At 74.9% G+C, this 24,355-nt stretch carries 20 protein-coding genes; 11 read left to right on the forward strand and 9 right to left on the reverse strand.

From position 1 onward, the window contains the following. Positions 1-22: 22 nt before the first annotated feature. The 3 genes from TK50_RS06745 to TK50_RS06755 all read right to left on the reverse strand — a co-directional run bounded on the left by TK50_RS06745 (position 23) and on the right by TK50_RS06755 (position 1,392). On the reverse strand, positions 23-436 hold the full coding sequence (locus TK50_RS06745) for an HIT family protein (protein ID WP_043961956.1): 414 nt from the start codon (positions 434-436) through the stop codon (positions 23-25). A 77-nt stretch (positions 437-513) separates the two neighbouring features. Then, positions 514-870, reverse strand: coding sequence for a hypothetical protein (locus tag TK50_RS06750; protein ID WP_063838553.1), 357 nt, complete (start codon positions 868-870; stop codon positions 514-516). Positions 871-1,062: 192 nt separating this feature from the next. Continuing rightward, the gene (locus tag TK50_RS06755; RefSeq protein ID WP_043961958.1) at positions 1,063-1,392 is read right to left on the reverse strand and encodes a hypothetical protein; all 330 of its coding nucleotides are present in this window, start codon (positions 1,390-1,392) and stop codon (positions 1,063-1,065) included. A 133-nt stretch (positions 1,393-1,525) separates the two neighbouring features. Between TK50_RS06755 and TK50_RS06760 the strand changes: the two genes are divergently transcribed. From TK50_RS06760 to ilvA, 4 genes are all read left to right on the forward strand, one after another. After that, entirely contained in the window at positions 1,526-2,668 is a 1,143-nt protein-coding gene (locus TK50_RS06760; RefSeq protein WP_043961959.1) for a cystathionine gamma-synthase, read from the forward strand. 16 nt (positions 2,669-2,684) lie between these two features. Further along, positions 2,685-4,094 (forward strand): amidase, encoded by a 1,410-nt coding sequence (locus TK50_RS06765; RefSeq protein ID WP_043961960.1) that lies wholly within the window; start codon positions 2,685-2,687, stop codon positions 4,092-4,094. 147 nt (positions 4,095-4,241) lie between these two features. Then, the gene (locus TK50_RS06770) at positions 4,242-5,000 is read left to right on the forward strand and encodes a DUF4328 domain-containing protein (RefSeq protein WP_241773939.1); all 759 of its coding nucleotides are present in this window, start codon (positions 4,242-4,244) and stop codon (positions 4,998-5,000) included. After that, positions 4,997-6,217, forward strand: coding sequence for a threonine ammonia-lyase (gene ilvA, locus TK50_RS06775; RefSeq protein WP_043961962.1), 1,221 nt, complete (start codon positions 4,997-4,999; stop codon positions 6,215-6,217). Before TK50_RS06770 ends, ilvA begins: the two co-directional genes overlap by 4 nt. 92 nt (positions 6,218-6,309) lie before the next feature. On the opposite strand, the gene greA is transcribed toward ilvA, so the two are convergent. Continuing rightward, positions 6,310-6,810, reverse strand: coding sequence for a transcription elongation factor GreA (gene greA / locus TK50_RS06780; protein WP_043961963.1), 501 nt, complete (start codon positions 6,808-6,810; stop codon positions 6,310-6,312). Positions 6,811-6,951: 141 nt separating this feature from the next. Then, on the reverse strand, positions 6,952-7,386 hold the full coding sequence (locus TK50_RS06785; RefSeq protein ID WP_043961964.1) for a DUF4307 domain-containing protein: 435 nt from the start codon (positions 7,384-7,386) through the stop codon (positions 6,952-6,954). 179 nt (positions 7,387-7,565) lie between these two features. Here TK50_RS06785 and mca point away from each other — a divergent pair, with 179 nt between their 5' ends. The 3 genes from mca (at position 7,566) to TK50_RS06800 (ending at position 11,826) form a co-directional block, all read left to right on the forward strand. Then, complete coding sequence (gene mca, locus TK50_RS06790; protein ID WP_043961965.1) at positions 7,566-8,447, forward strand: mycothiol conjugate amidase Mca; 882 nt, start codon at positions 7,566-7,568, stop codon at positions 8,445-8,447. Between the two features lie 135 nt (positions 8,448-8,582). Then, positions 8,583-8,924 (forward strand): hypothetical protein, encoded by a 342-nt coding sequence (locus TK50_RS06795; protein ID WP_043961966.1) that lies wholly within the window; start codon positions 8,583-8,585, stop codon positions 8,922-8,924. 349 nt (positions 8,925-9,273) lie between these two features. Next, the gene (locus TK50_RS06800) at positions 9,274-11,826 is read left to right on the forward strand and encodes a putative bifunctional diguanylate cyclase/phosphodiesterase (protein WP_043963981.1); all 2,553 of its coding nucleotides are present in this window, start codon (positions 9,274-9,276) and stop codon (positions 11,824-11,826) included. 128 nt (positions 11,827-11,954) lie between these two features. Here the strand turns inward: TK50_RS06800 and TK50_RS06805 are convergent, their stop codons facing one another. Continuing rightward, the gene (locus TK50_RS06805) at positions 11,955-12,473 is read right to left on the reverse strand and encodes a hypothetical protein (protein ID WP_043961967.1); all 519 of its coding nucleotides are present in this window, start codon (positions 12,471-12,473) and stop codon (positions 11,955-11,957) included. Positions 12,474-12,731: 258 nt separating this feature from the next. Here TK50_RS06805 and cutA point away from each other — a divergent pair, with 258 nt between their 5' ends. Beyond that, complete coding sequence (gene cutA / locus TK50_RS06810; RefSeq protein WP_043963983.1) at positions 12,732-13,052, forward strand: divalent-cation tolerance protein CutA; 321 nt, start codon at positions 12,732-12,734, stop codon at positions 13,050-13,052. On the opposite strand, the gene TK50_RS06815 is transcribed toward cutA, so the two are convergent. Continuing rightward, positions 13,009-14,226 carry a helix-turn-helix domain-containing protein gene (locus tag TK50_RS06815; RefSeq protein WP_043961968.1) on the reverse strand — a complete coding sequence of 406 codons (1,218 nt, stop codon included), beginning with the start codon at positions 14,224-14,226 and terminating at the stop codon, positions 13,009-13,011. The two genes, cutA and TK50_RS06815, sit on opposite strands and share 44 nt — an antisense overlap. A 118-nt stretch (positions 14,227-14,344) precedes the next feature. Continuing rightward, the gene (locus tag TK50_RS06820; protein ID WP_043963985.1) at positions 14,345-15,376 is read right to left on the reverse strand and encodes a phosphatidylinositol-specific phospholipase C domain-containing protein; all 1,032 of its coding nucleotides are present in this window, start codon (positions 15,374-15,376) and stop codon (positions 14,345-14,347) included. Between the two features lie 125 nt (positions 15,377-15,501). Here TK50_RS06820 and TK50_RS06825 point away from each other — a divergent pair, with 125 nt between their 5' ends. From TK50_RS06825 to purE, 3 genes are all read left to right on the forward strand, one after another. After that, positions 15,502-17,556 carry a thioredoxin domain-containing protein gene (locus TK50_RS06825; RefSeq protein ID WP_043961969.1) on the forward strand — a complete coding sequence of 685 codons (2,055 nt, stop codon included), beginning with the start codon at positions 15,502-15,504 and terminating at the stop codon, positions 17,554-17,556. Positions 17,557-17,660: 104 nt separating this feature from the next. Further along, positions 17,661-18,824, forward strand: coding sequence for a 5-(carboxyamino)imidazole ribonucleotide synthase (locus TK50_RS06830; protein ID WP_043961970.1), 1,164 nt, complete (start codon positions 17,661-17,663; stop codon positions 18,822-18,824). Beyond that, on the forward strand, positions 18,821-19,312 hold the full coding sequence (gene purE / locus TK50_RS06835; protein ID WP_043961971.1) for a 5-(carboxyamino)imidazole ribonucleotide mutase: 492 nt from the start codon (positions 18,821-18,823) through the stop codon (positions 19,310-19,312). The genes TK50_RS06830 and purE overlap by 4 nt, the downstream gene beginning before the upstream one ends. 3 nt (positions 19,313-19,315) lie before the next feature. Here purE and TK50_RS06840 read toward each other — a convergent pair whose 3' ends face one another. Then, positions 19,316-24,316: an SCO7613 C-terminal domain-containing membrane protein gene (locus tag TK50_RS06840; RefSeq protein WP_043961972.1), complete on the reverse strand. Its 5,001-nt coding sequence runs from the start codon at positions 24,314-24,316 to the stop codon at positions 19,316-19,318. Positions 24,317-24,355 lie beyond the last annotated feature (39 nt).

Here is a 24,355-nt window from a genome sequence, read left to right on the forward strand (position 1 = left end):
CCGACGCCCGTCGGGCGGGGCCTCAGGCCAGGGCGGCGGCGACCCGTTCGGCGTACGCCCCGGCCTCGGCGTCGTCGGCGTAGCGCGTGCGGGGCCAGAAGAACCCGCGCAGGCCGTCGCCCTTCGTCCTCGGCACGACGTGGGTGTGCAGGTGCGGCACCGACTGGGACACCTTGTTGTTCATCGCCACGAACGTGCCGCCGGCCCCCAGGCCCGCCTCGACGGCCACGGCGAGCCGCTGCACCAGCCCGAAGTAGCCGGGCAGCTCGCCCGCCGGCAGGTCGGCCAGGCTCACCAGGTGGGTGCGCGGCACCACCAGCAGGTGGCCCTTGAACACGGGCCGGGTGTCGAGGAACGCCACCCCCTCCGGGGTGTCGGCGACCCGGAACGCCGGGACGTCACCGGCCACGATCCCGCAGAACACACACCCGCCCATCCGGCCAGGCTAGCCGCGCCCCCGGCCCCCCGCCGCACCGGAACTGCGGCTTCGCGCCGTACGTTGCCCCAGACACGTCACCACCGATCGAGATAGGTGTCCCACTCGTCGTCGGCAACGCCTGGCGGGCCGGTCTCACCGTTCGCCAGGCGGGCCCTGATGTCGGCCTCCCACCGCAATGCCCAGCGTCGCAGCTCATCAAGGTCCGGCTCGGTCAGGCCGTAGGTCAGGAATGTGCGAGGGTCACGCTCGTCGACAGCACCGAGCCGGTCTGCCAACTCATCCAGCGAGAATCCTGCGGTGTGACGCGCGCCGAGAGCCTCGAGCTCGGTCCAGCTGAGTTGTGCGTTCGCGGCGTGGATGTCGATGAAGTCCCGGTGCGCGGCTCGATCGTGCAGGGCTGACCTCGATGGCCTGGGCAGAGAAGCCAGCATGCCGATAGGCATCGGCCAGCCGGCTCACCACGGTCGAAAGCGGCAGCGCCGAGGCGTTGGCGAAGTCGATGTCCTGTGACGGCCGGCTCACCAGCTCATGCGCGCACATGGCGTAGCCACCCGCCAACACCAGACCGAGATCGTCGCCAGCGTCGAAACCTATTCTCAGCAACTGGCGGTGCAGCTCCTCCATCAGAGGGCGGCGAGACCGGGCAGCCGGTGTTCCCAGAGAGCGATCAGGCGTCGAGAGGTCAACCGGCGGATGCGGGGCCAGTCGTGTCGGAGCAGAGTGGCGTTGACGTACCGGATCAGGTCGTCCCGCTGGCCGCAGTCGAGCAACAGGCAGTAGAGCGTCAGGCGCTCACGAGGGTCGCTGACGTCGAAGTCGGCCGGACCGGACCAGGCCAGCCGCACCGGAAGGCTGACCCGCCCGTGCTCCGGGCCGGCCAGCAGCCCCAGGGAGGGCGGGATCCGGTCTGCTGCGCCGACCAGGCGCGAGGGCAGCGGCACGGTCGAGGTCACCCGCCAAGTATGGAACACCGGTCGGACAACCTCACGAAGGCGCGGCCGGCTCGGGATGCGGTGAGCGGGGAACCCTTCTCTACCGTAGGCGTTGACAAGGGGCCCCTCCTTCCCACCGGCTAACGTCTGCGGCATGAACCACGGCTTCGAGACGCTCGCGATCCACGCCGGACAGGACCCGGAGGCCCGCACCGGCGCGGTGATCCCACCGATCTACCAGACCAGCACGTACGCCCAGGACGCCGTCGGCGCCCCCCGGCAGGGTTACGAGTACAGCCGCTCCGGCAACCCGACCCGCGACGCCCTCCAGGAGTGCCTCGCCGCGCTGGAGGGCGGCGCGATCGGGCTGGCCTTCGCCAGCGGCCTGGCCGCCGAGGACGCCCTGCTGCGTACCGTCTGCAAGCCGGGCGACCACGTGGTCATCCCCGACGACGCGTACGGCGGCACGTACCGGCTGTTCGCGAAGGTGGCCGAGCGGTGGGGGCTGGCGTACACCCCGGCGAAGGTCTCCGACGTCGACGCCGTGCGGGCCGCGATCCGGCCCGGCGCGACCCGGATCGTGTGGCTGGAGACGCCCACCAACCCGCTGCTCGGCATCGCCGACATCGCCGCCCTGGCCGCCGTCGCGCACGACGCGGGCGCGCTGCTGGTGGTCGACAACACGTTCGCCTCGCCGTACCTGCAGCAGCCGATCGCGTTCGGCGCGGACGTCGTGGTGCACTCCACCACCAAGTACGTCGGCGGGCACTCCGACGTCGTCGGCGGCGCGCTGGTCGCCGCCGACCGGACGCTCGGCGAGGAGCTGCGCTACCACCAGAACGCGATGGGCGCGGTCAACGGCCCGTTCGACGCGTGGCTGACGCTGCGCGGCATCAAGACCCTCGGCGTACGGATGGACCGGCACTGCGACAACGCCGAGCGGATCGCCGCGTACCTCGACGGGCACGCGAAGGTCGCCCAGGTGATCTACCCGGGCCTGCCGTCGCACCCCGGTCACGAGGTGGCCACCAAGCAGATGCGCCGGTTCGGCGGCATGATCTCGTTCCGGGCGGCCGGCGGCGAGGAGTACGCCGTCGAGATCTGCAACCGGGCCAAGCTGTTCGTGCTCGCCGAGTCCCTCGGCGGGGTGGAGTCCCTGATCGAGCACCCGGGCCGGATGACACACGCAAGTGCCGCCGGCTCGCCGCTTGAAGTTCCCGGTGATCTCGTGCGACTGTCTGTCGGCATCGAGACGGTCGACGACCTGCTCGCCGATCTGGAGCAGGCACTGGGCTGACCGCTGGTGAGGGAGGGTGGCCGTGCAGGACCTCATGCCGACCTGGGTGGGCGCGACCGCGAAGCAGATCGCCCGCGGCGTACGCCGGGGTGACGTCTCCGCCACGCAGGTCGTGGCCGACCACCTCGACCACATCGCCCGAGCCGACGCCGACCTCGCCGCGTTCCGCACGGTGCGCGGCGGCGAGGCGATCACCGAGGCGGAGAAGGTCGACGAGCAGGAGGAGCTGGCCAACCTCCCCCTGGCCGGCGTGCCGGTCGCGGTCAAGGAGAACACCGCCGTCGCGGGCCTGCCCACCTGGCACGGCTCGGCGGCGGTGCGCAGCGCCGTCGCCGAGGCCGACCACGAGGTGGTCCGGCGGCTGCGCGGCGCGGGCGCGGTGATCCTCGGGGTGACCCGAATGCCCGAGCTGGGCCTGTGGGCGCTCACCGACGACGCGAGCGCGGTCACCCGCAACCCGTGGGACCCGCGGCGCACCCCCGGCGGCTCGTCCGGCGGCGCGGCGGCGGCGGTGGCCGCCGGGCTGGTGCCGATGGCGCACGGCAACGACGGTCTCGGCTCGATCCGCATCCCGGCGGCCTGCTGCGGCCTCGTCGGGCTCAAGCCGGGCCGGGGCGTGGTGCCCTGCCAGCTCGGCGCCGACGACTGGTTCGGCCTCACCGAGCACGGCATGCTGACGTCCACGGTCGCCGACGCCGCGGTCGGCTTCCAGGTGCTCGCCGGCCGCCCGCAGGAGAAGCTGGTCCCGCCGCAGCGGCTGCGGGTGGGTGTCTCGCTGCGGTCCCCGGTGCGCGGCGTCGCCCCGGACGCGCCGAACCGCGACGCGGTCGCCGCCGCCGGCCGGCTGCTCGCCGCCGCCGGCCACGACACCGTACCCGCCGACCCGGTCTACCCGACCCGCCTCGGCCTGGCCGGCATCGCCACCTGGTTCGCCGCTGCCGCCGCCGACGTGCGGGCCGCCGGGCTCGACCCGCGCGCCCTCCAGCGGCGCAGCCGCCGGCACGTCGCGCTGGGGGAGTGGGCGCAACGCCGGGGGTACGTCCGCGAGTCCGACCGGGTCGCCTGGCGCGAGCGGTCCGTCGGCTTCTTCGCCGACCACTCGGTCGACCTGCTGCTCACCCCGGCGCTGGCGGGGCCGCCGCCGGAGGCCGCCGGCTGGTCGGGCCGGTCCTGGGCGGCGAACATGAAGGCCAGCATCCGGTACGCCCCGTTCGCCGCCCCGTGGAACATCGCCGGCCTGCCCGCGATCGTGGTGCCGGTGGGCCGCCGTCCCGACGGGCTGCCGGTGGCGGTGCAGCTCGTCGGCCCGCCCGGCTCGGAACTGCTGCTGCTCGGCGTCGCCGGCCAGTTCGAGATGCAGGCCCCGTGGGCCCGGCACGCCCCCGGCTACCCCCGCGTCGGCACGGGGTCACCAGCCGTCGCGTGATCGCCTAACGTGTGTGCGTCCCGCAGGCACACACCCCTGGGCGGTTCCGAAGTGCAATGCCAGACCTGCGGGGACCCGACGTCCCCGGAAGACCCCGACTGCCGACGCTGCGGCACGCCCTTCGGTCAGCCCCCGGTGCTGCCCAACGTGCCCACGTACCCCGTTCGGGGTCTCGGCACCGCAGCGGCGGTCGCCGTCGGCGCGGCCACCGTGCTCTATCTGCCGGGCGCGTTGTTCCCGCTGGTCGGCGTGCGGATGGCCCGCGTCGCGGGCGAGCGGGAAGACCGCGACCTGGTGATGGTCGCGGCCCTCGCCGAGGTGCTGCTCGGGCTGCCGTACGCGCTGGCCGTGCTGGTCGCCGGCGTCCTGGTGATCATCTGGACGTGGCGGGCTCGGACGAACCTCGACGCGTTTCCGGGTGCCCTGCCGAGCCTCGGCGCCGGCTGGGCGATCGCCGGCTGGCTGGTGCCCCTCGCCAACCTCGTCGTACCGGCCCGGATGGTGGCGAACGTGGCCCGGGACAGCCTGCCGCGCCGGACCACGCCAGCCCTGGTCGGGGTCTGGTGGGCTGCCTGGCTGGCGTTCACCGTCGGCGACATCCTCGTCGCCCGGGACGACAGCCGGCGGTACGAGCGGCTGACCGAGTGGCCCCGCAACGACGTGGAGTTCGGCAGCTACGTCCGCTACTACCAGGACACGCTCGACACCCGGCTGCTCCTCTGCGCCGCCTGCCTGGTCGCCGGGGTTTCGTTCATCGTGCTGCTCCGCTGGATCTCCGCCGCCCAGCAGGACCGGATCGCCCGGGCCGCACCCGCCTGGCCCGGTCACCCCGGCTGGTCGCGGGGCGGGGTGTCGGCGACGTCGCCGCAGCTCCCGCCGGGGTCGGGTGGCACGATCGGGGCATGACGGAACTGGTCGGCCTCGCCGAGGTACGCGCCGCGCGGGAGCTGCTCGCCGGCGTCACCCGCACCACCCCGCTGGAGCCCTCCCGCCCGCTGAGCGCCGCGCTCGGCGGGCCGGTGTGGCTCAAGTGCGAGAACGTGCAGCGCGCCGGCTCGTACAAGGTGCGCGGGGCGTACGTGCGGATCTCCCGGCTGTCGGCGGCGGAGCGCGACCGGGGGGTGGTGGCCGCGAGCGCCGGCAACCACGCCCAGGGGGTGGCGCTGGCGGCCGGGCTGGTCGGCACGCACGCCACGGTCTTCATGCCGGTGAACGCGCCGCTGCCGAAGGTCGCCGCCACCAAGGGGTACGGCGCGCAGGTCGAGCTGATGGGCAACACCGTCGACGAGTCGCTGGTGGCGGCGCAGACCTTCGCCGAGCGGACCGGGGCGATCCTCATCCACCCGTTCGACCACCCGGACGTGATCGCCGGGCAGGGCACCGTGGCGCTGGAGATCCTGGAGCAGTGCCCCGACGTGCGGACGATCGTCACCGGGGTCGGCGGCGGCGGCCTGATCTCCGGCATGGCGGTGGCGGCGAAGGCGCTGCGGCCCGACGTGCGGCTGGTCGGGGTGCAGGCGGCGGGCGCGGCGGCCTACCCGCCCTCGCTGGCGGCCGGCGAGCCGGTACGCCTCCCGGCGTTCAGCACCATCGCCGACGGCATCGCGGTGGGCCGCCCGGGGGAGATCACCTTCAACCACGTCCGCAAGCTCGTCGACGAGATCGTCACGGTCTCCGAGGAGGACATCTCCCGGGCGCTGCTGATGCTGCTGGAACGGGGCAAGCAGGTCGTCGAGCCGGCCGGCGCGGTCGGGGTGGCGGCGCTGCTGGCCGGCGTGCTGGAGGTCGAGACACCGGTGGTGGCGGTGCTCTCCGGCGGCAACATCGACCCGCTGCTGATGCTGCGCGTCATCGAGCACGGGCTCGCGGCGGCCGGACGCTACCTGCGGGTGACCGTGCGCTGCTCGGACCGTCCCGGGCAGCTCGCCTCGCTGCTGCACGAGATCGCCGAGCACCGGGCGAACGTGGTCGACGTGGAGCACCAGCGGGCCAACCCGCACCTGCGGCTCGGCGAGGTCGAGGTGGCGCTGTCGGTGGAGACCCGGGGCGTCGAGCACTCCGACACGCTGATCAGCGCCCTGCGGGCCAGCGGCTACCAGGTGGTCTTCGCCGCCGACCGCTGAGCTGCTGCCGCTGGTGCAAGGAAGGGCCCCTTGTTGACGCATTCTGGTGCACAAGGGGCCCTTGTTGACGGTTGTCCGGCGCGACCGCCGGGTCAGCCGGTGAACGGCTCGAAGCTGACCACCGTCACCTTGATGTCCGCGCCGCTCGGCGCGGTGTAGGTCACCGTCTGGCCGGGCCGGCTGCCCAGGATCGACTTGCCCAGCGCCGACTCGGGGCTGTAGACGGTCAGCTCCGTGGTGGAGGAGATCTCCCGCGAGCCGAGCAGGAAGGTCTCGGTGTCGTCGGTGTCGTCGTCGAAGTAGATCGTGACGACCATCCCCGGAGAGACCGTGTCGGCGCTCGGCGCCTCGCCGACCTTGGCGGTGCGGAGCAGCTCCTTCAAGTAGAGGATCCGCCCCTCCTGCTTGCCCTGCTCCTCGCGGGCGGCGTGGTAGCCGCCGTTCTCCCGGAGGTCGCCCTCCTCGCGCCGCGCGTTGATCTCGGCCGCGATCACGGGCCGGTTGGCGATCAGCTCGTCGAGCTCAGCCTGGAGGCGGTCGTGCGCGTCCTGGGACAGCCAGGTGGCGGGCGCCTCGTTCCCGTTGTTGGACACAGGCGATCTCCTCGGTTGTGCGGACTGGCTGACGGGTGAACTACCAAGTTACCAGTGCCGTGCCCGTCCGGGTGCGGACGATCACCGCGGGTGCCGGCGGCGGGGCCCGCGGTGCGCGTGGCGCGGTGGCGTCTCAGCAGCTCAGTCGGCCGGTCGGCAGCGCACCACCTCACCGATGAAAGGGCGGGCCGTGGTGGCCAGCCGGTGCCGGGCGGCGGCCTGGGACTCGCCCGGCGGGGCGGCCACGGTGACCTCCTCGCGGGCCACCTCCGCCCCGTCGTGCGAGCGGGCCCGCAGCACGCAGGTCGCCGAGCCGCCCGCCGGGACCGTCACCCGGAAGTCGACCACCACCTGGGAGTCGGTGATGTCCGTGTACGTGATCACCTGGGCGTCGTAGGTCGGGTCGCCGTACTTGCCGTACATGCTGAACGCCGCCAGCCCGAGTGTCGCCACCAGGGCTGTCGCGAGCAGCGCGACCAGCGCCGGCCGGCGTCGGCCCGGCTCTCTGCGCCGGCCGTAGCGGCCCGGCGGGAACACGGGCGCACCCGGCGTGATTGTGGCGTGCGTCTCGGTCACCGGCGGCGGTCTCCTGGCGTTGTTGTCGGCCCCATCGGCAAGAATGGCAGAGTCCAATCTTTCCAGCCCGGCGCCGGCTCGTGGACGAGTCCTCAGTCACCTTCGCTGAGGTAAGGATGACAGGTCGGCGGGCGACGCCGGCAGGCAGCGCCGGTGGGCACAGACGAGGAGCGCCGCAAGTGGCAGAGCAGCTGCGTCTCATGGCCGTCCACGCGCATCCCGACGACGAGTCGAGCAAGGGTGCCGCGACCATGGCGAAGTACGTCGCCGAGGGAGTCGACGTGCTGGTCGTGACGTGCACCGGTGGCGAGCGCGGCAGCGTGCTCAACCCCAAGATGGACCGGCCGGACGTGTGGGCCAACATCGCCGAGATCCGCCGCGCCGAGATGGACGCCGCCCGCGCCATCCTCGGCGTCGAGCAGGCCTGGCTGGGTTTCGTCGACTCGGGGCTGCCCGAGGGCGACCCGTTGCCGCCCCTGCCCGAGGGCTGCTTCGCCCTCCAGGACGTCGAGGTGGCCGCGGGCCCGCTGGTGCGGCTGATCCGGCAGTTCCGTCCGCACGTGATCACCACGTACGACGAGGAGGGCGGCTACCCGCACCCCGACCACATCATGACCCACAAGATCACCATGGCCGCGTTCGACGCCGCCGGTGACCCGGAGCGTCACCCCGACCTCGGCGACCCCTGGCAGCCGCTGAAGCTCTACTACGACGTGGGCTTCTCCAAGGGCAAGATCCTGGCGCTGCACGAGGGCATGCTCGCCGCCGGCCTCGCGTCGCCCTACGAGGAGTGGCTCAAGCGCTGGGAGGACCGGCCCGACAAGGGCCCCCGGATCACCACCCGCGTCGAGTGCGCCGACTACTTCCCGGTCCGCGACGACGCGCTGCGCGCCCACGCCACCCAGATCGATCCGGACGGCTTCTGGTTCCACGTGCCGATGGAGCTCCAGCGGCAGGCCTGGCCCACGGAGGACTTCCAGCTCGCCCGCTCGGTGGTGGACAGCCCGCTGCCCGAGTCCGACCTCTTCGCCGGGGTCCGCGAGACGGCCCATGCCTGCTGAGCCGGGCGTGCCGGCCGGAGCCGCGCTGGCCGGAGCCGCGCTGGCCGTGCGGCCCGTGCGGCTCACTGAGCCGGCCGTGACCGCCGATCCGGGGCCGGGCTACCCTGGGGTCCTGCCACGACCCGGAGGAACACCATGCTGACCGCCGCCCAGGTGCTCGCGCAGAACAACTTCGGTGACACGCGTACGGGTGGCCTGGCCGGCCCGATGGGCCTGTTCCTCATCGTGCTGCTGGGCACCGCCACCGTGCTGCTCATCCGCAACATGAACTCCCGGCTGCGCCGCCTGCCCGACCACTTCCCCGCGCCCGGCGAGCCCGCCGACGCGGGCCGGGTGGACGCCGCCGTCGGGGGCGGGCCAGCGGCCACCGACGCGGGGCGGGTCGACGCTACAGTCGTCGATCCGACAGACGGGACCTTGGGGCACGACTCACGCTCGACCGCCCCGAAGGGCCCCCAGCAGCACGGAAACGGGTGATCGGGGCGTGATTCACGCCGAAGCCGGCCGTCGCCCCCTGTTGCGCTTCCCGGCTTTGGCTTAGCCTTCCGCCGGGGGACCAAAAGTCCCCGGGCCGCGCGCGGGAGGGGGCACCGATGACCGGGTCAGCGACGGCTGCCCGCTGTGCGGTGCGACGGGCCGCCCGTCTTGCGGTGCGCTGCCCGGCTGCCCGCGGTGCGGTGCGCGGGACCGCCCGCCGCGGTGCGGTGCGACCGGCTGCCCGCGGCGCGGTGCGGCGACCGGCGGACGGGGGAGGTCGGTGACCTCCGCCAGGGCCGACGATCCGCTCGGCCTGCCGGAGCCGGCCAGCGCCGATCCCGGCCCGCCGGTGCGGGCCAACACCGAATCCGGCCCGCCGGGGCGCGCCGTCGGCGATCCCGACCGGTCGACGGAACGGAGCACCCCGCACCGGGTCCTCGTCCTGACCGTCGCCGTGGCGCTCACCGCCCTCGTGGCCGCCGCGATCGGCCTCACCCTCCCCACCCACCTGCCGCCCGACGACCCGATCCCGGCACCTGCCCGGTTCGGCATCGGCGTCGCCGTCGTCGTGGTCGCCCAGCTCGCCCGGCTGCGCTTCCGCACCGCCTCCGGAATGGTCAGCACCACCTGGGGCGAGGCGGCCCTCGTCGTCGGGTTCCACCTGGTCCCCGCCGGCTGGCTCCCGGCCACCACGCTCGTCGGCGCCGGGCTGGCCTGGGCGCTGCTCTCCCTGGCCGCCGACCGTCAGCCGCCGCTGGAAACCGTCCGCATCGCCGCCTCGCTGAGCGCCGCCACCGCCCTCGCCGTCGCGGTAACCAGCGCCCTCGGCGCGCCCCTGCTGGCCACCCCCACCCCGGAGCTGGCGCTGGCGCTGGCGGCCGGCGCGGTGACGTACCTGCTCGCGACCGCCTGGCTCGGCGGGGTCGCCGTCGCCCTGCGGCACGGCGTGCCGATGGGCCCGCCGCTGCTCGCCGCGCTGCGCGGCAAGCTGCTCATGTTCGTCGGGAACGTGGCCGTCGGCCTGGCCGCCGTGGCGCTGCTGGAGCTCGACGCCCGCTGGCTGCTCGCGTTCCCGCCCGTGTTCTGGCTGCTCCAGCAGACCTACCGGCACCGGCTGCGGGCCGACCAGGAGCGGCGCACCTGGCGGGCCTTCGCCGAGGCCACCGCCGCGCTCAACCAGCTCGACGAGCGGGGCGTCGCCACCGCGGCCGTCACCGGCGCGCTGACCCTCTTCGGCGCCGAGCTGGTCGACGTGGACGTGGCGCGGGGCGACGGCCGGTGGCGACGCTACCGGGGCGACAGCGGCGGTCGGGTGACCGACCGGGAGATCGACCCGCCCACCGGCTCCGCCGCCGGCCCGCACGAGCTGGTCCGCCCGCTGACCGTCGGCAGCAGCCGGGTCGGCGAGCTGCGCGTCCGGTTCCCCGGCTCGGCGCCGCCCGACGCCCGCGAGCAGGACGCCGCCGCCGCATACTCCGACGCCCTCGCCGCCGCCCTGCACGACGCCGCCACCCACCGCGAGCTGCGCCTCGTCACCGCCCGTTCGTCGTACGAGGCGGTGCACGACCCGCTGACCGGCCTGCTCAACCGGGCCGCCATGCTCGGCAAGGGCGACCAGGCGCTGCGGCAGCGCGCGCACGACCACCCCGTGGCCCTGCTGCTGCTCGACATCGACCAGTTCAAAGAGGTCAACGACACCCTCGGGCACGCCGCCGGCGACCAGCTGCTGCGGCTGACCGCCAACCGGCTCGGCGCGCTGACCCGCTCCGGGGACCTGCTCGGCCGCCTCGGCGGCGACGAGTTCGCCCTGCTGCTGACGTCGGTCCCGGTGGTCGGTGCCCGGACCGCACCCATGGCGTACGCGCTGCGCCAGGCCCGGGAGATCGCCGAGCGGCTCGCCGCCCCGACCGAGGTGGCCGGGGTGCGGATGTCCGTCGAGGTGTCCGTGGGGGTGGTGGTGGCCGACGCCGGCACCGCCGACCTGACGGAGCTGCTGCGCCGGGCCGACATCGCGATGTACCAGGCGAAGGAGGGCGGCGGCAGCGTCGCCGCGTACGACAGCTCGAAGGACGCCGCGAGCACCGACCAGCTTGCGCTGCTCGCGGAGCTGCGGGAGGCCCTCGCCGCCGACGACCAGCTGGTGCTGGCGCTCCAGCCGGCGGTGGACCTCGCCACCGGCGCGCCGACCGGGGTGGAGGCGCTGATCCGCTGGCGGCACCCGCGCCGGGGCTGGCTCGGCCCCGGCGACTTCATCCGGCCGGTGGAGAACAGCGAGCAGCTCGGCACGTTCACCCGGTACGTGCTGGACAAGGCGCTCACCGTGGCCGCCGAGTGGGCCCGCGCCGGCCTCGACGTGCCGATCTCGGTGAACCTGTCGGCCCGCAGCCTGCTCGACCCCCGGCTGCCCGCCGAGATCGGCGAGGCGCTGCGCCGCCACCAGGTGCCGCCGCACCGGCTGGTGCTGGAGATCACCGAGACGGTGGTGATGAGCGAGCTGGAGGTCATCGACGAGGTGCTGGCCACCCTGCGGTCGATGGGCGTGCAGCTCGCCGTGGACGACTTCGGCACCGGCTTCTCGTCGCTGGCGTTCGTGACCCGCATCGCCGTGGACGAGCTGAAGGTCGACCGGTCGTTCGTGATCCGGATGGCGGACTCGCCGGAGGCGGCGGCCATCGTCCGGGCGACCGTCGGCCTCGCCCACGAGCTGGGCCTGCGGGTGGTCGCCGAGGGCGTGGAGACCGCCGAGCAGCGGCTCGCCCTGGCCGAGCTGGGCTGCACGGCCGCCCAGGGCTACCACTTCTTCAAGCCGATGCCGGCCGACAAGATCAGCGCGGTGCTCGGGTCACTGGTGGACACGTCCCAGGCGAACGTCGTGCCGCTGCGCGCCGACGGCGCCTCCTGACCCGGTTATGAAGCGGCCATGTGCTCGTCGAGCACGGGGCCGCCATGTTCACACCGTGGAGCGGCCGCTGCCGGGGCAGGTGCCTCGGCTGCCCTGCGCCTGGTGGGACGGGCAGGACTTGCCGACGGCTACGCCGACGCGGGCTCCGCAGACGGAGCACTGACTCTGAGGTGCCATGACTGGACTCTTTCGGGGATCAGATAGTCCGGGTGAGGGTCCTGTGCCGGCTCGGCACCCGCTCCGCTGGCGGACGTGCCACGAAGGTAGATCACCGATTTGTCGTGGGCGGTGATCCGGAGAGCTGCGGCAACCGGCACTTCGACGCCGGGCTGACGGCACAGCTCCCAGCCGGCGAACTGCTCTGGCCGTGCGGCGTCGAGAAGCCGGTGGGCGAACACGAGCACCCGTGCCGCGCGCAGCCTCGGCGGCGGCATCTCGTCGGGCGGCGGCACCGCCGCGGCGTCCCGCGGCGGCACGGCGGCCCAGAGCATCCCGGTCGATCCGGACCGGTGGACGACCTTCACGCCCGGCGGGGACTGGCCGCCCGGCTGGTCGTCCCGGCCGTACCGCTCGACGGCGGTGATGTCCGGGTGCTCGGCGGCACGAAAGAGGGCTTCCATGATGTCCAGGGCCTGGGATACCTGCATGGTTGCGCTCTCCTGGTGATCGGGAATCGGGCAGCTCACGGGCCGGGTAAGTCTACCGACGGGCGGCGGAGCCCGGCTCCGGCACGTGGCCGGCGTACCGGACGGCGCGTTGTCGATCATGTGACCTGGGCTCCTTCGGTCGGCCGTGCCTCGCCTTCCTGTTCAGCCTGGGATCGGTGCCCGGACACGCCCAGGAGGTTTGCGTCCGCAGCTTGTCCGCCCCGTCCGCAGACGAATGAGCCCGATATGGTGAGCTTGATGACTGACTATCTCCAGGTGGCCACGGCGACGGACAGCCGCGATAGTGGCGTGCTTCTCGCCGAGGGCGCGGTGGCCGGCCGGCTCGCCGCCGGCGCTCAGGTCGTGGGGCCGGTGACCAGCGTGTTCTGGCACCACGGCGAGCGGGGCATCGGCGAGGAGTGGCAAATCCTGTTCTTCACCACCGCCGCCCGCTACCCGGAGTTGGAGCGGTATCTGCTCGACGAGCATTCGTGGAGCAACCCTCAGGTGACCGCTGTGCCGATCGTGCGTGGCTCTACCGATTACCTGGCGTGGGTGGCACGCTCGGTGGCCGTTTAGCGGCCTCGGCGACGAGAGCGCGGAGTTCGATGACGCAGGGCAGTGCTGCGTGCGGCGACAACCGGTTGAGGACGGCTTCCAGCCGCTGCCCAGGCCGGGGCGAGCCGACGTCGGCCGAGAGCCGGGCCGCCAGGGCAGCGGTTGCGCAGGCCTGCTCGACCTCGTTGGCGTCGAGGTAGGCGTCCGCCAACCAGGACAGGTAGAGGGCCTTGTCTCTGGCGTACGTGTCATCGAAGCGCAGTATCGCCCGCTCAAGGACGGGGACTGCTCGGACTGGCCGGTGCAACACCGCCCAGCAGCGGCCAGTCATGATCTCGCCCTCTGTGGCGTCGACCCAGTACACCCAGTCGGGTTCGGCGCGACCATCGTGCTCGGCGAGACAGGCGGTTCCGAGATCGAGATGGCGGTGGGTGGCCCCATCGTCACCAGTGAGAGCATGGGCCCAGGCGGCACGTAGGTGCAGCAGCGCCCGTACCCGTGGCGTGGCGGTCGTGCCCGCCCTTTCACAGGCTGCGGTGGCGGTGTCGGTGGCCTGGCCGGTGAGGGCGAGCTGCTGATAAGCCAGGAACGCCAGCCCATTGCCCGCAAGTGCCGCGTCGTGCGCGTCATGCGCGGCGGAGAGGCTCAGCCGGTAGAGCCGCTCGGCGTCATCGTGGCGGCCGGCGTCGAAGGCGGACCAGCCAGCGAGTTGGGCCTGCTCGGCAAGGACGGCAAGGAGTTGGCGGCCGGTGTCGTCGCGGTAGGACCCTTCGCGGACAAGGCGCGCGGTCGCATCGACCTCGGCCGCGTACAGGTGGTAGGTGTCGGCACCGCCGAGATGGTTGTCCAGGCGGCGCAGGCGTGCGGTGCGTTCGAGGAGCCGAGCGGGGGTGGCCGCGCCGATGCGTCGACCGTGGGTGAGTAACGAGTGGGGCAGCGCTGCGGCCAGGCCGGCGGCGACGAGTTCGCGGCGGCGCAGGCCTGGGCGGGTGCCGGCCAGCGCGACGAGTTCTCCCATGGCGCGCAGGGCGTCGTCGAGCCGGCGAGCCACCTGCGGGCTGGGTGCCTTCGCACCGGTTTCCAGCTCGTGCAGGTAGGACTTCCCGTGGTACGTGAGCTTTGCCAGGCCGCGCAGCGACAGTCCACGCTCGTGTCGGAGCTGCCGCAGGCGGGCGGCGAACGACTGTTCGGTCATGACCGCTCCAGGTAGGGGGCTGGGTGGTGCCCGTCGCCACTGTCGACAGGCACCACGTCGCACGTTACGCGCAGAGCGATCGAATGGCTGCCCTCGGTAGCGTTGTGGCGCGGATGGGTCAGCCGCGGGGGAGGACGTCGTCGACCACGCTGGGCAGGGCCGCCCAGTCGGCCGAGGCGATGCTCGCGTGGGCCCGCGCCAGTTGCGCCACCCGGGCCGCCGCCGCCCCGGGATCGGTGTTCCCCACCGCCGGGGGGACGTTCTGCGCGTCGGTCATCACCAGCACGTAGTGGTTGGTGTCGTACCAGGCGGTGTCGATGCCGCCGGTGACGTACGCCGACGCGTCGCCGTCGAAGACCACGAACCAGGGGCGCAGGGCGGTGTCGGCGTACCGGGTGCGGGGGTCGCCGGCCTGGGCGCGGTGCACGGCCGGGAACGCCTGCGCCGAGCCGAGGGTGCCGGCGGCGGCGAGCGCGGCGAGGTGCTGGGCGTACTCGATGTCGGTCCACAGCTTGTCGGTGGGGTTGCTCTCCTCGACGGTGCCGGGGATGAGGTGCACGACGACCCGGCCGGCGAGCTGCTGCCGGGTGGGCCAGTTGTCGGCGCGGGCGGCGGCGTCCAGGCTCGCGTGCCCGCCCAGGAGGTCGGCGGGGCGGAACACGGCTGACCCGAGCCGGGCGGCGAGCAGCGCGTCGAGCTGCGCCGGCCCCTGCCCGGTGCGGGCGCTGAAGCCGGTCTTCAGCTCCAGCTTGAGGTGCAGCGGGCCGGCGTCGGGGTGGGCGGCGAGCCAGAGCCGGATGTCGTCGAGGCAGTGTTCGAGGTTCTTGTTGCGGGTGCCGGTGTAGAGCTGGGTGGCGCTGGTGGCGGCGACGCAGTTGTTGTTGTTGCCGAGCGGGTTGGAGTGGCTGACCCGCCACTGGTTGGCGACGATGTCGGGCCAGACGTCCAGCTCGATCATCCCGGGCCGGGCGTCGAGGGCCTGGGCCAGGTAGTCGTACGTCCCCTTGTCGTACGCGTTGTGCGTGCCGACGGCGGTGGTCGCCGAGACCCGGGCACCGGGGTCGACGGCGGCCTCGGCGGGGCCGGCGGCGACGAGCGCCGCGAGCACCGCGATCGACGTGAGCGCGGGCAGGGAACGGGATCGGCGCATGCGTGCCTCCTCGGCGGGCCGGCGACCGTCGCCGGGCATGCACCGATATAAATACATGAACGTGAATGGGGGAAGACCTGCGGGCGGCCGGCGCGGTACCGCCGCCCGGTGGATATGGTCGACGGGTGAACCGACTCGCGAGCGCCACCAGCCCGTACCTCCTCCAGCACGCCGACAACCCGGTGGACTGGTGGCCGTGGTGCGACGAGGCGTTCGCCGAGGCGAAGCGGCGCGACGTGCCGGTGCTCGTCTCCGTCGGCTACGCGGCCTGCCACTGGTGCCACGTGATGGCGCACGAGTCGTTCGAGGACGAGGCCGTCGGCAAGCTGCTCAACGACGGCTTCGTGGCGATCAAGGTGGACCGCGAGGAGCGCCCCGACGTCGACGCCGTCTACATGACCGCCACCCAGGCGATGACCGGGCAGGGCGGCTGGCCGATGACGGTCTTCGCCACCCCGGACGGCACCCCCTTCTTCTGCGGCACCTACTTCCCGAAGCCCAACTTCGTCCGGCTGCTGGAGTCGGTCGGCACCGCCTGGCGGGAGCAGCGCGAGGCCGTGCTGCAACAGGGCTCCGCCGTGGTCGAGGCGATCGGCGGGGCGCAGGCCGTCGGCGGCCCGACCGCCCCGCTCACCGCCGACCTGCTCGACGCCGCCGTCGCCCAGCTCGCCCGGGAGTACGACCGGGAGAACGGCGGCTTCGGCGGGGCCCCGAAGTTCCCGCCACACCTGAACCTGCTCTTCCTGCTGCGTCACCACCAGCGCACCGGCTCCGCCGAGAGCCTGGAGATCGCCCGGCACACCGCCGAGGCGATGGCCCGGGGCGGCATCCACGACCAGCTGGCCGGCGGCTTCGCCCGCTACTCCGTGGACGGGCACTGGACGGTGCCGCACTTCGAGAAGATGCTCTACGACAACGCGCTGCTGCTGCGCGTCTACACCCACCTGTGGCGGCTCACGGGCGACCCGCTCGCCCGGCGCGTCGCCCGCGACACCGCCCGGTTCCTCGCCGACGAGCTGCACCGGCCCGGCGAGGGCTTCGCGTCCGCGCTGGACGCCGACACCGAGGGCGTCGAGGGGCTCACGTACGCCTGGACCCCGGCCCAGCTCGTCGAGGTCCTCGGCGAGGACGACGGCCACTGGGCCGCAGACCTCTTCGCGGTCACCGAATCCGGCACCTTCGAACACGGCACGAGCGTGTTGCGGCTGGCCCGGGACGTCGACGACGCCGACCCGGCGATCCGGGGCCGCTGGCGCGACGTCGTCGGGCGGCTCCTCGCGGCCCGCGACACCCGCCCCCAGCCGGCCCGCGACGACAAGGTGGTGGCCGCCTGGAACGGGCTGGCGATCACCGCGCTCGCCGAGTTCGTCCGCCTCGTCGAGACCCTCGGCACCGGCACCGGCACCGGCGCGGGCGGCGACGAGGCCGACGCCAACCTGCTGGAGGGCGTCACGATCGTCGCCGACGGCGCGCTGCGGGACGCCGCCGAACACCTGGCCCGCGTGCACCTCGTCGACGGCCGGCTGCGCCGGGTCTCCCGCGACGGCGTGGTCGGCGAGCCGGCCGGGGTGCTGGAGGACTACGGCTGCGTGGCCGAGGCGTTCTGCGCCATGCACCAGCTCACCGGCGAGGGGCGCTGGCTGGAGCTGGCCGGCAACCTGCTGGACACCGCCCTGGCCCGGTTCGCCGCCCCCGGCGGCGGGTTCTACGACACCGCCGACGACGCCGAGCAGCTCGTGGCCCGGCCGGCCGACCCGCACGACAACGCCACCCCGTCCGGCCGGTCCGCGCTCGCCGCCGCCCTGGTCACGTACGCGGCCCTGAGCGGGGAGGCCCGCTACCGGGAGGCCGCCGAGGCGGCCCTCGCCACCGTCGCGCCGATCGTCGCCCGGCACGCCCGGTTCACCGGGTACGCGGCGGCGGCCGGCGAGGCGCTGCTGTCCGGCCCGTTCGAGATCGCCGTGGTGACCGACGACCCGGCGGGCGACCCGCTCGTCGCCGCCGCGTACCGGCACGCCCCGCCGGGCGCGGTGCTGGTCGCGGGCCGCCCCGACCAGCCGGGCGTGCCGCTGCTCGCCGACCGGCCGATGCGCGACGGGCGGCCCACCGCGTACGTCTGCCGGGGGTTCGTCTGCCAACGCCCGGTCACGACCGTCGACGACCTCCTCGCCCAGCTGTAAGGAAGGGCCCCTTGTTGACGCATCCGGTATAGCGGGGTACCCCGCTCACACCCCTCGCCCCGATCCTCGCCGGCGGCGGAGCCGCCGCTAGGCTGGCCCGCGAGATGGATACCCGAACCGGTCTGCCAGTTGTCGGCATGGTGGGGGGCGGCCAGCTGGCCCGGATGACCCACCAGGCCGCGATCGCCCTCGGTCAGTCGCTGCGCGTGCTCGCGCAGGCCCCGGACGACGGGGCGGCCCTCGTCGCCGCCGACGTCCAGTACGGCGACCACACCGACCTCGCCGCCCTGCGCACCTTCGCGAAGGGCTGCGACGTGGTCACCTTCGACCACGAGCACGTGCCGACGGAGCACATCCGTGCCCTCGCCGCCGAGGGCGTGAAGCTCTTTCCGCCCGCCGACGCCCTGCTGCACGCCCAGGACAAGCAGGTCATGCGGGAGCGGCTCGGCGAGCTGGGCGCGCCCAACCCGGCGTGGCGGCCCGTCGCCGAGCCGGCCGACCTGGTCGCCTTCGGCGACGCGCAGGGCTGGCCGGTGGTGCTGAAGGCGGCCCGGGGTGGCTACGACGGCCGGGGCGTCTGGCTGGTCGACGACGCCGCGCAGGCCGCCGAGCTGGCGACCACCCTGCTCGCCGGCGGCACCCGGCTGATCGTCGAGGAGCGGGTCGCGCTGCGCCGGGAGTTGGCCGTGCAGGTGGCCCGCTCGCCGTTCGGGCAGGTCGCCGCGTACCCGGTGGTGGAGACCGTGCAGGTGGGCGGCATCTGCGTCGAGGTGCTCGCCCCCGCGCCGGGCCTGCCCGAGGAGCTGGCCGTGGCCGCCCAGCAGCTCGCCATCGACCTGGCCACCGCGCTCGGCGTGGTCGGCCTGCTCGCCGTGGAGTTGTTCGAGACCCCGGCCGGGCTGGTGGTCAACGAGCTGGCCATGCGTCCACACAACTCGGGCCACTGGACGATCGAGGGGGCCCGCACGTCGCAGTTCGAGCAGCACCTGCGGGCCGTGCTCGACTACCCGATGGGCGACACCTCGCTCGCCGCCCCCGTCGTGGTGATGGCGAACGTGCTCGGCGGGCAGCCGGGCGGCATCTCCATCGACGAGCGGCTGCACCACCTCTTCGCCGCCGAGCCGGGCGCGAAGGTCCACCTGTACGGCAAGCAGGTGCGACCCGGCCGCAAGATCGGGCACGTCACGGTGCTCGGCGACGACCTGGCGGACGTGCGGGCGCGGGCCGCCCGGGCCGCCCACTGGCTGACGGAAGGGACGCCGGCATGACCACCGTCGGTTTGATCATGGGCAGCGACTCGGACTGGCCGACCATGAGGGCCGCCGGGGAGGCCCTCGCCGAGTTCGGGGTCGGCTACGAGGTGGGCGTCGTCTCCGCCCACCGCACCCCCGGCAAGATGATCGAGTACGGCCGCACCGCCGCCGACCGGGGCCTCAAGGTGATCATCGCCGGGGCGGGCGGGGCCGCCCACCTGCCCGGCATGGTCGCCTCGGTCACCCCGCTGCCGGTGATCGGCGTGCCGGTGCCGCTCAAGCACCTCGACGGGATGGACTCGCTGCTGTCCATCGTGCAGATGCCGGCCGGCGTGCCGGTGGCCACCGTGTCGATCGGCAACGCCCGCAACGCCGGGCTGCTCGCCGTCCGCATCCTCGCCGCCGCCGACGAGGAGCTGCGGGCGCGCATGGTGGCCTACCAGGCGAGCCTGGAGCAGCTCGTCGCCGACAAGGAAGCCGCCCTCCACGCCACCCTGACCTGATCGTCATTTCATGCCGCGCAGGGCCGTCTGGAGGCGGTCCTGCGCGCGGCGGCGGCGCTCGTTGCTCGCCCCGAGCACCAGCAGCACCAGCCCCACCGGGATCAGCACCAGCCAGGGGCCCAGGCTGAACAGCGCGTGCACCGCCGCGATCGCGGTGACCGTCGCGCCGACGATCACCGGGGCCTGCTGCTGGCTGGTGGTGCCGAAGATCAGCACCGCCACCGCGCCGAGCAGCAGCAGCACCTGCCGCAGCATGCTGGAGTCGGTGGCCAGCACGATCGCCAGGGTCGGCACGAACGCGGCCACCAGGGCGGGCCCGTACGCCACCCAGCTCGACAGGTCCGGCCGCTGCCGCAGCTCCAGCACCCCCACCAGCAGGGCCAGCGCCGCGAACGGCAGGGTGTAGGCCTCCGGCAGCGCCACGTCGGCGACCCGCATCAGGATCCACCAGGCGACGATCTCGCAGAAGACCACCGCCCAGAACAGGATCCGTCGCTCCACCGGCTGCCGCCCTGGCCGGGCCGCCGCCACTCCGAGCACGGCGCCCCAGGCGGCCAGCAGCGCGGCGATGTGCCGGGGCGAGTCGAAGGCCAGCGCCAGGGCGATCAGCGCGGCGGCGAACCCGCTCCACTCCACCGTGGCCGCCTCGCGCCGGGCCTCCGGCCGGCGCAGCCGGGGCAGGGTCGCGGCGAACACCTGCAGGGCCGCCCCGACGGCCAGCACCCCGAACGCGGACCAGACCGCGGCCAGGCCCGCCACCAGGCCGACGACCAGCACGAACAACTGCGCCGTCAGCGAGGCGAACAGCCAGCCGAGGATGCGGGCCCGCTGCGTGGTGCCGTACAGGGCGGCGACGACGCCCACGCCGACCGCCCCGCCCAGCGTGAACAGGGTCAACTCCCGGGTGGCCAGGCTGCCCACCAGCCCGGCCCCGCCCCCGGCCAGGCCGATCACGAAGACCAGCACCCGGGCGGTACGCAGCGACCGCGCCCGCTCCGCGATCGGCGGGGGCGGGCTGAGCGCCAGCCCCAGCATCGAGATCGTGAACACCGACAGGGCGGCCAGCACGCTCACCGGCCAGCCGTGGCCCAGGGCGGTCGGTGTGATCAGCAGGGTCACCGCCGCCCCGGGCAGCACCACCGGCACCGCCCGGGACCGTCGCCCGCCGCTGAGCCCGACGGCGGCCAGCGCCGCGGTCAGCGTGAGCAGCAGCGCGGTCAGCACGTGCGTCGGGTCGACCGCGTCGGCGGGCGGGGCGAGCAGTTCCGGCGGCGGCCCCTGCCACACCCGCTTCAGCGCCCGGTACGGCTCGACCAGCGCCACCTCCAGGGCGGGCGCGAGCGAGAACACGGCCAGCGCGACGGGCAGCGCCGCGGCGGCCAGCGCCCCCGCCGCCGGGCTGACCCGCCAGCGCACCGCCGTGCCGTCGTCGTCGGGGGCCCGGCGCAGCGCGCCGTCGAGCAGCACCGTCCAGCGCCGGACCCGTTGCGCCGAGCCGGCCGGCGGCACGGTCGACGCGCGGACCAGCTCGGCGAGCACCCCGAGCAGCGCGGCGGCCGCCGCGTACACGCCGGAGGGCAGCCCGGCCACGATGGCGGCGGCAGCACTGACGGTCGCGCCGCCGACGACGGCCGCGCTGGCGTACGGAAGATACTGCGGGACCTGCCGGCGGACCGCGGCGACCGCGGCCAGGCCCAGGCTCGACGCGGCCAACGCGGCCGTCAGCACCACCTCGGGTGACCGGCCGAAGTCGGCGGCCAGGGCGGCCACCGCGCCGGGGAGCGCGAGCAGCGCGGCCCCGGCCGCGATCCCCCCGATCTGCACCAGGTGCGGCGGCATCCCGTCCGCTTCCACGTCGTCCACCAGCGGGGCGGCGAACACCCGGGACAGGGCCGCCACGACCACGCCGACGAGCACGATCCCGCCCAGCGCCAGCGCGGTCGTCCACGGCCGGACCAGCCCGGCGCCGGCCGCGTGCAGGGCGACCGCCCCGGCCACGGTCGCCCGGGACAGCCCGGCGCGCGGATCGAGCGACGCGGCGGCGGCCGTCCCGAAGGCGGTGGCGACCGCCAGGCCGACCACCACCGGGGACCACCAGGGCAGGTCGAAGGCGGCCGGGAGGCTGATGGTGGCGAGGACGGCGGCGGCACCCGAGACGTCGTGCCTCCACGGATGCGGCAGCAGCACCCCGGCGGCGACGCCGAGCAGGGCCAGGGCGACCGGCGCCTGCCAGGTGGACCCGCCGGTCGGCGCGGCCGGCCAGCCGGACAGGTCGCCCGCCCAGATCGGGCCGGGGGTGGCCAGCACGCCCCAGCCGCCGCGCAGCGCGCTCCAGCCCGCGAGCAGCCCGATCAGGGCGCCGCCGACGGCCAGGCCGAGGATCGGCCCGCGCCGCCACTCCTCCGGCATCGCCCGTGCCACCGCCGCGACCGCCGCCACCAGCGCGGCGGCCACCACGAGCTGCCCGCCCGGGGTGAGCACCGCCGCGACCCGGACCAGCGTCGCGACCAGCGCCGCGGTGACCGCCGCCGTGGCCAGGTCGGAGCCGTCGAGCGTCAGGTCTGCACGCCGCCCCGCGTCGATCGACGGGGCGAGGAAGACCAGCAGTCCGGCCACGAACAGCAGCGCGCCCACCCAGGCGTCGGCGGCGGTGGCCCCCGGCGCGGTGAACGCGGCGGCCGTCACCACCAGCGCCCCGAGCCCGGTGCCCAACGCCAGCGGCATGGGGATGCGCCGCTCGGAGACCTGCACGAGGGCCGCGTAGCCGAGGGTGACACAGACCGCGAGGAAGCTCGCCGCCAGCACCGGCACGGTGACCACGCGCAGGCTCGCCGGGGTCGGCGTCGGGTCGGTCGGCACGGTCGCGGCGACGAACGCCGCCACCGCCCCCGGCAGCGCGAACGCCGCCCCGCCCGCGGCCCAGTTGGCGACGGTGTCCGCGGCGGCTGCGGCGGTCATCCGGACCCGGGGCACCACCGCGACCAGCGCGCCGCCCACGAAGAGGGCGAGCAGCACGGCGGCGGTCAGCGCCGGCCGGGCCAGCCCGGCGCCCGCGCCGAGCAGGCCGACGACGGTGGCGGCGACCGCGTGCACGGTGGCGGACCGGGTCGTCGTGGCGGTGAGCCCGACCGCGCCGATGCCGACCGCGGCGACCACCATCGGCCACGGCGCCGCCGCCCAGCCCAGGCCGAACGACGCGGGGACGGCCAGCGCGGTCAGCGCCGCCCCGGCCACCGCGAACTCGCGGCGGATCTGCGGGGGCAGCGCCAGCACGGCGGCGACGGTGAGCAGGAAGGCGCTGGCGGCGAGCTGCCAGGCCGCCGGGCCGACGGAGGCGGCCAGCTCGGCGGAGTAGCGGTCGAGGTCGGCCGCCCAGGCCGGGGCGGCCGCGAGGGCCGGGGCCAGCCCGGCGCGCAGCGCGCCGACGGCCACCACCAGGCCGCTGACCGTGAGCGCCGCCGCCGAGGCGAGCTGCGGGCCGCGCCGGGCGGCCTCCGGCAGGGCCCGCACCGCCAGGCCGGTGACCGTGATGACGGCGGCGACGAGCAGCAGGGCCCGCCCGGGGAAGGCCACCGCCGCGACCCGGCCCAGCGCGCCGACCACCGCGAGGGTGAGCACGCCGGCGGCCACATCCGGCAGGGGCGGCCGGCGCAGCACCAGCGCGCCGCCCAACCCCACCAGGGCGGCCAGCAGCAGCACCGCGCCCGCCCCGGCCGCCGTCGGCACCGAGGCGGCGCGCAGCAGCGCGGTCACCGCGTACGCCAGGGCCAGCACCACCGCGACGCCGTGCAGCAGCCAGGTCAGCTCGCGCAGGGCCGGCACCGGGCGGGTGGGCGGCTCGCCGGCCGGCACCCCGCCGGAGGCGTCGAGCACCTCGCCGGCCTCCTCCGGGTCGCCCTCCGGCCGCCGCTCCCCGCCGGGCCGGCCGCCCCGGGTGGGCCGGTCCTGCACGGCGTCCTCGGCGGACGGGTCGGCTCCGGCGGGCCGGTCGTCCTCGCTGGGCCGCCGGGGCGGCGGGGCGGGCGGGGCCATCCGGCCGCCCGGCAGGTCCTGACGCACCGGCCGCTCCACCGTCACCGGGGACCGGGCCAGCCAGAGGTCGACCACGGCGACCACGGTCAGCACCAGGGCCCAGCCGGCCGGCCCGGACACCCGGTCGTACGCCAGCAGCGGCAGCACCGGCTGCGCGGCCAGCACCGTGGCGAAGCGGGGCGCGCGCAGCCCCGTGAAGAGGGCGTAGCCGAACCCGACGGCAGCGGTGACCAGGAAGATCACCCCGGCGAAGACGGCACCGGACGCGCCCCCGCCGCCGATGAGGTCCACCGCCCACAGCGCGTACCCGGCGAGGGGCACCAGCAGCAGGCCGACGGCGGAGATCGTCTCGGCGGTCGAGGTGAGCCCCCGCCGGGCCAGCACCGGCGGGGCGAGCAGCAGCAGCACCGTGGCGACGAGCAGGACGCCCAGCCGGGACAGGGCGTCCATCGAGCTGGTGGCCACCACGGCGAAGACCACCGCGGCCACGGCGAGCAGCAGCGCGCCCAGCCCGAGGGGGATGTTCTGCACCTCGCGGGACGACGCCTCCGGCGGATTCTCGGGGTCGTCGGCGTCCAGCCAGCGGGCGGTCGACGGCGGCGGGGGCGGCGGGTCCTTCGGCGGGGGCGCGGCGGCGCCCTGGCGGGGCACCCGGGGCGGGGCTCCCGTCGTCGCGGTCGGCGGGCGGCGGCCGGGGCGGCGGCGCAGCACCCGCCGGGGGCGGGCGGCCTGCTTGAGGCGTTCCTCGCCGGCGTGCGTCAGGATGTCCCGCTGGAAGAGGGCGGCCTGCATCTTCGCGGCGATCTGCCGCTGCTCGGCGGCGATGGCGGCCTCGCGGGCCTTCATCTCCGCGATCGAGCGCTCGACCTCCGCGAGGTGCCCGGCCCACTGGGGCTGGTGCGCGCCGCAGTGCGGGCACTGCGCGGCCGGCTTGATCTCCCGACTGCACGAGGAGCACTGAAAGGTCTGCACGACACCCCTCCACCCGGCCGGCCCGCACTGTGGACTACC

It is taken from the genome of Micromonospora haikouensis (assembly GCF_000876225.1).
GTDB classification, from domain to species: Bacteria; Actinomycetota; Actinomycetes; order Mycobacteriales; family Micromonosporaceae; genus Micromonospora; species Micromonospora haikouensis.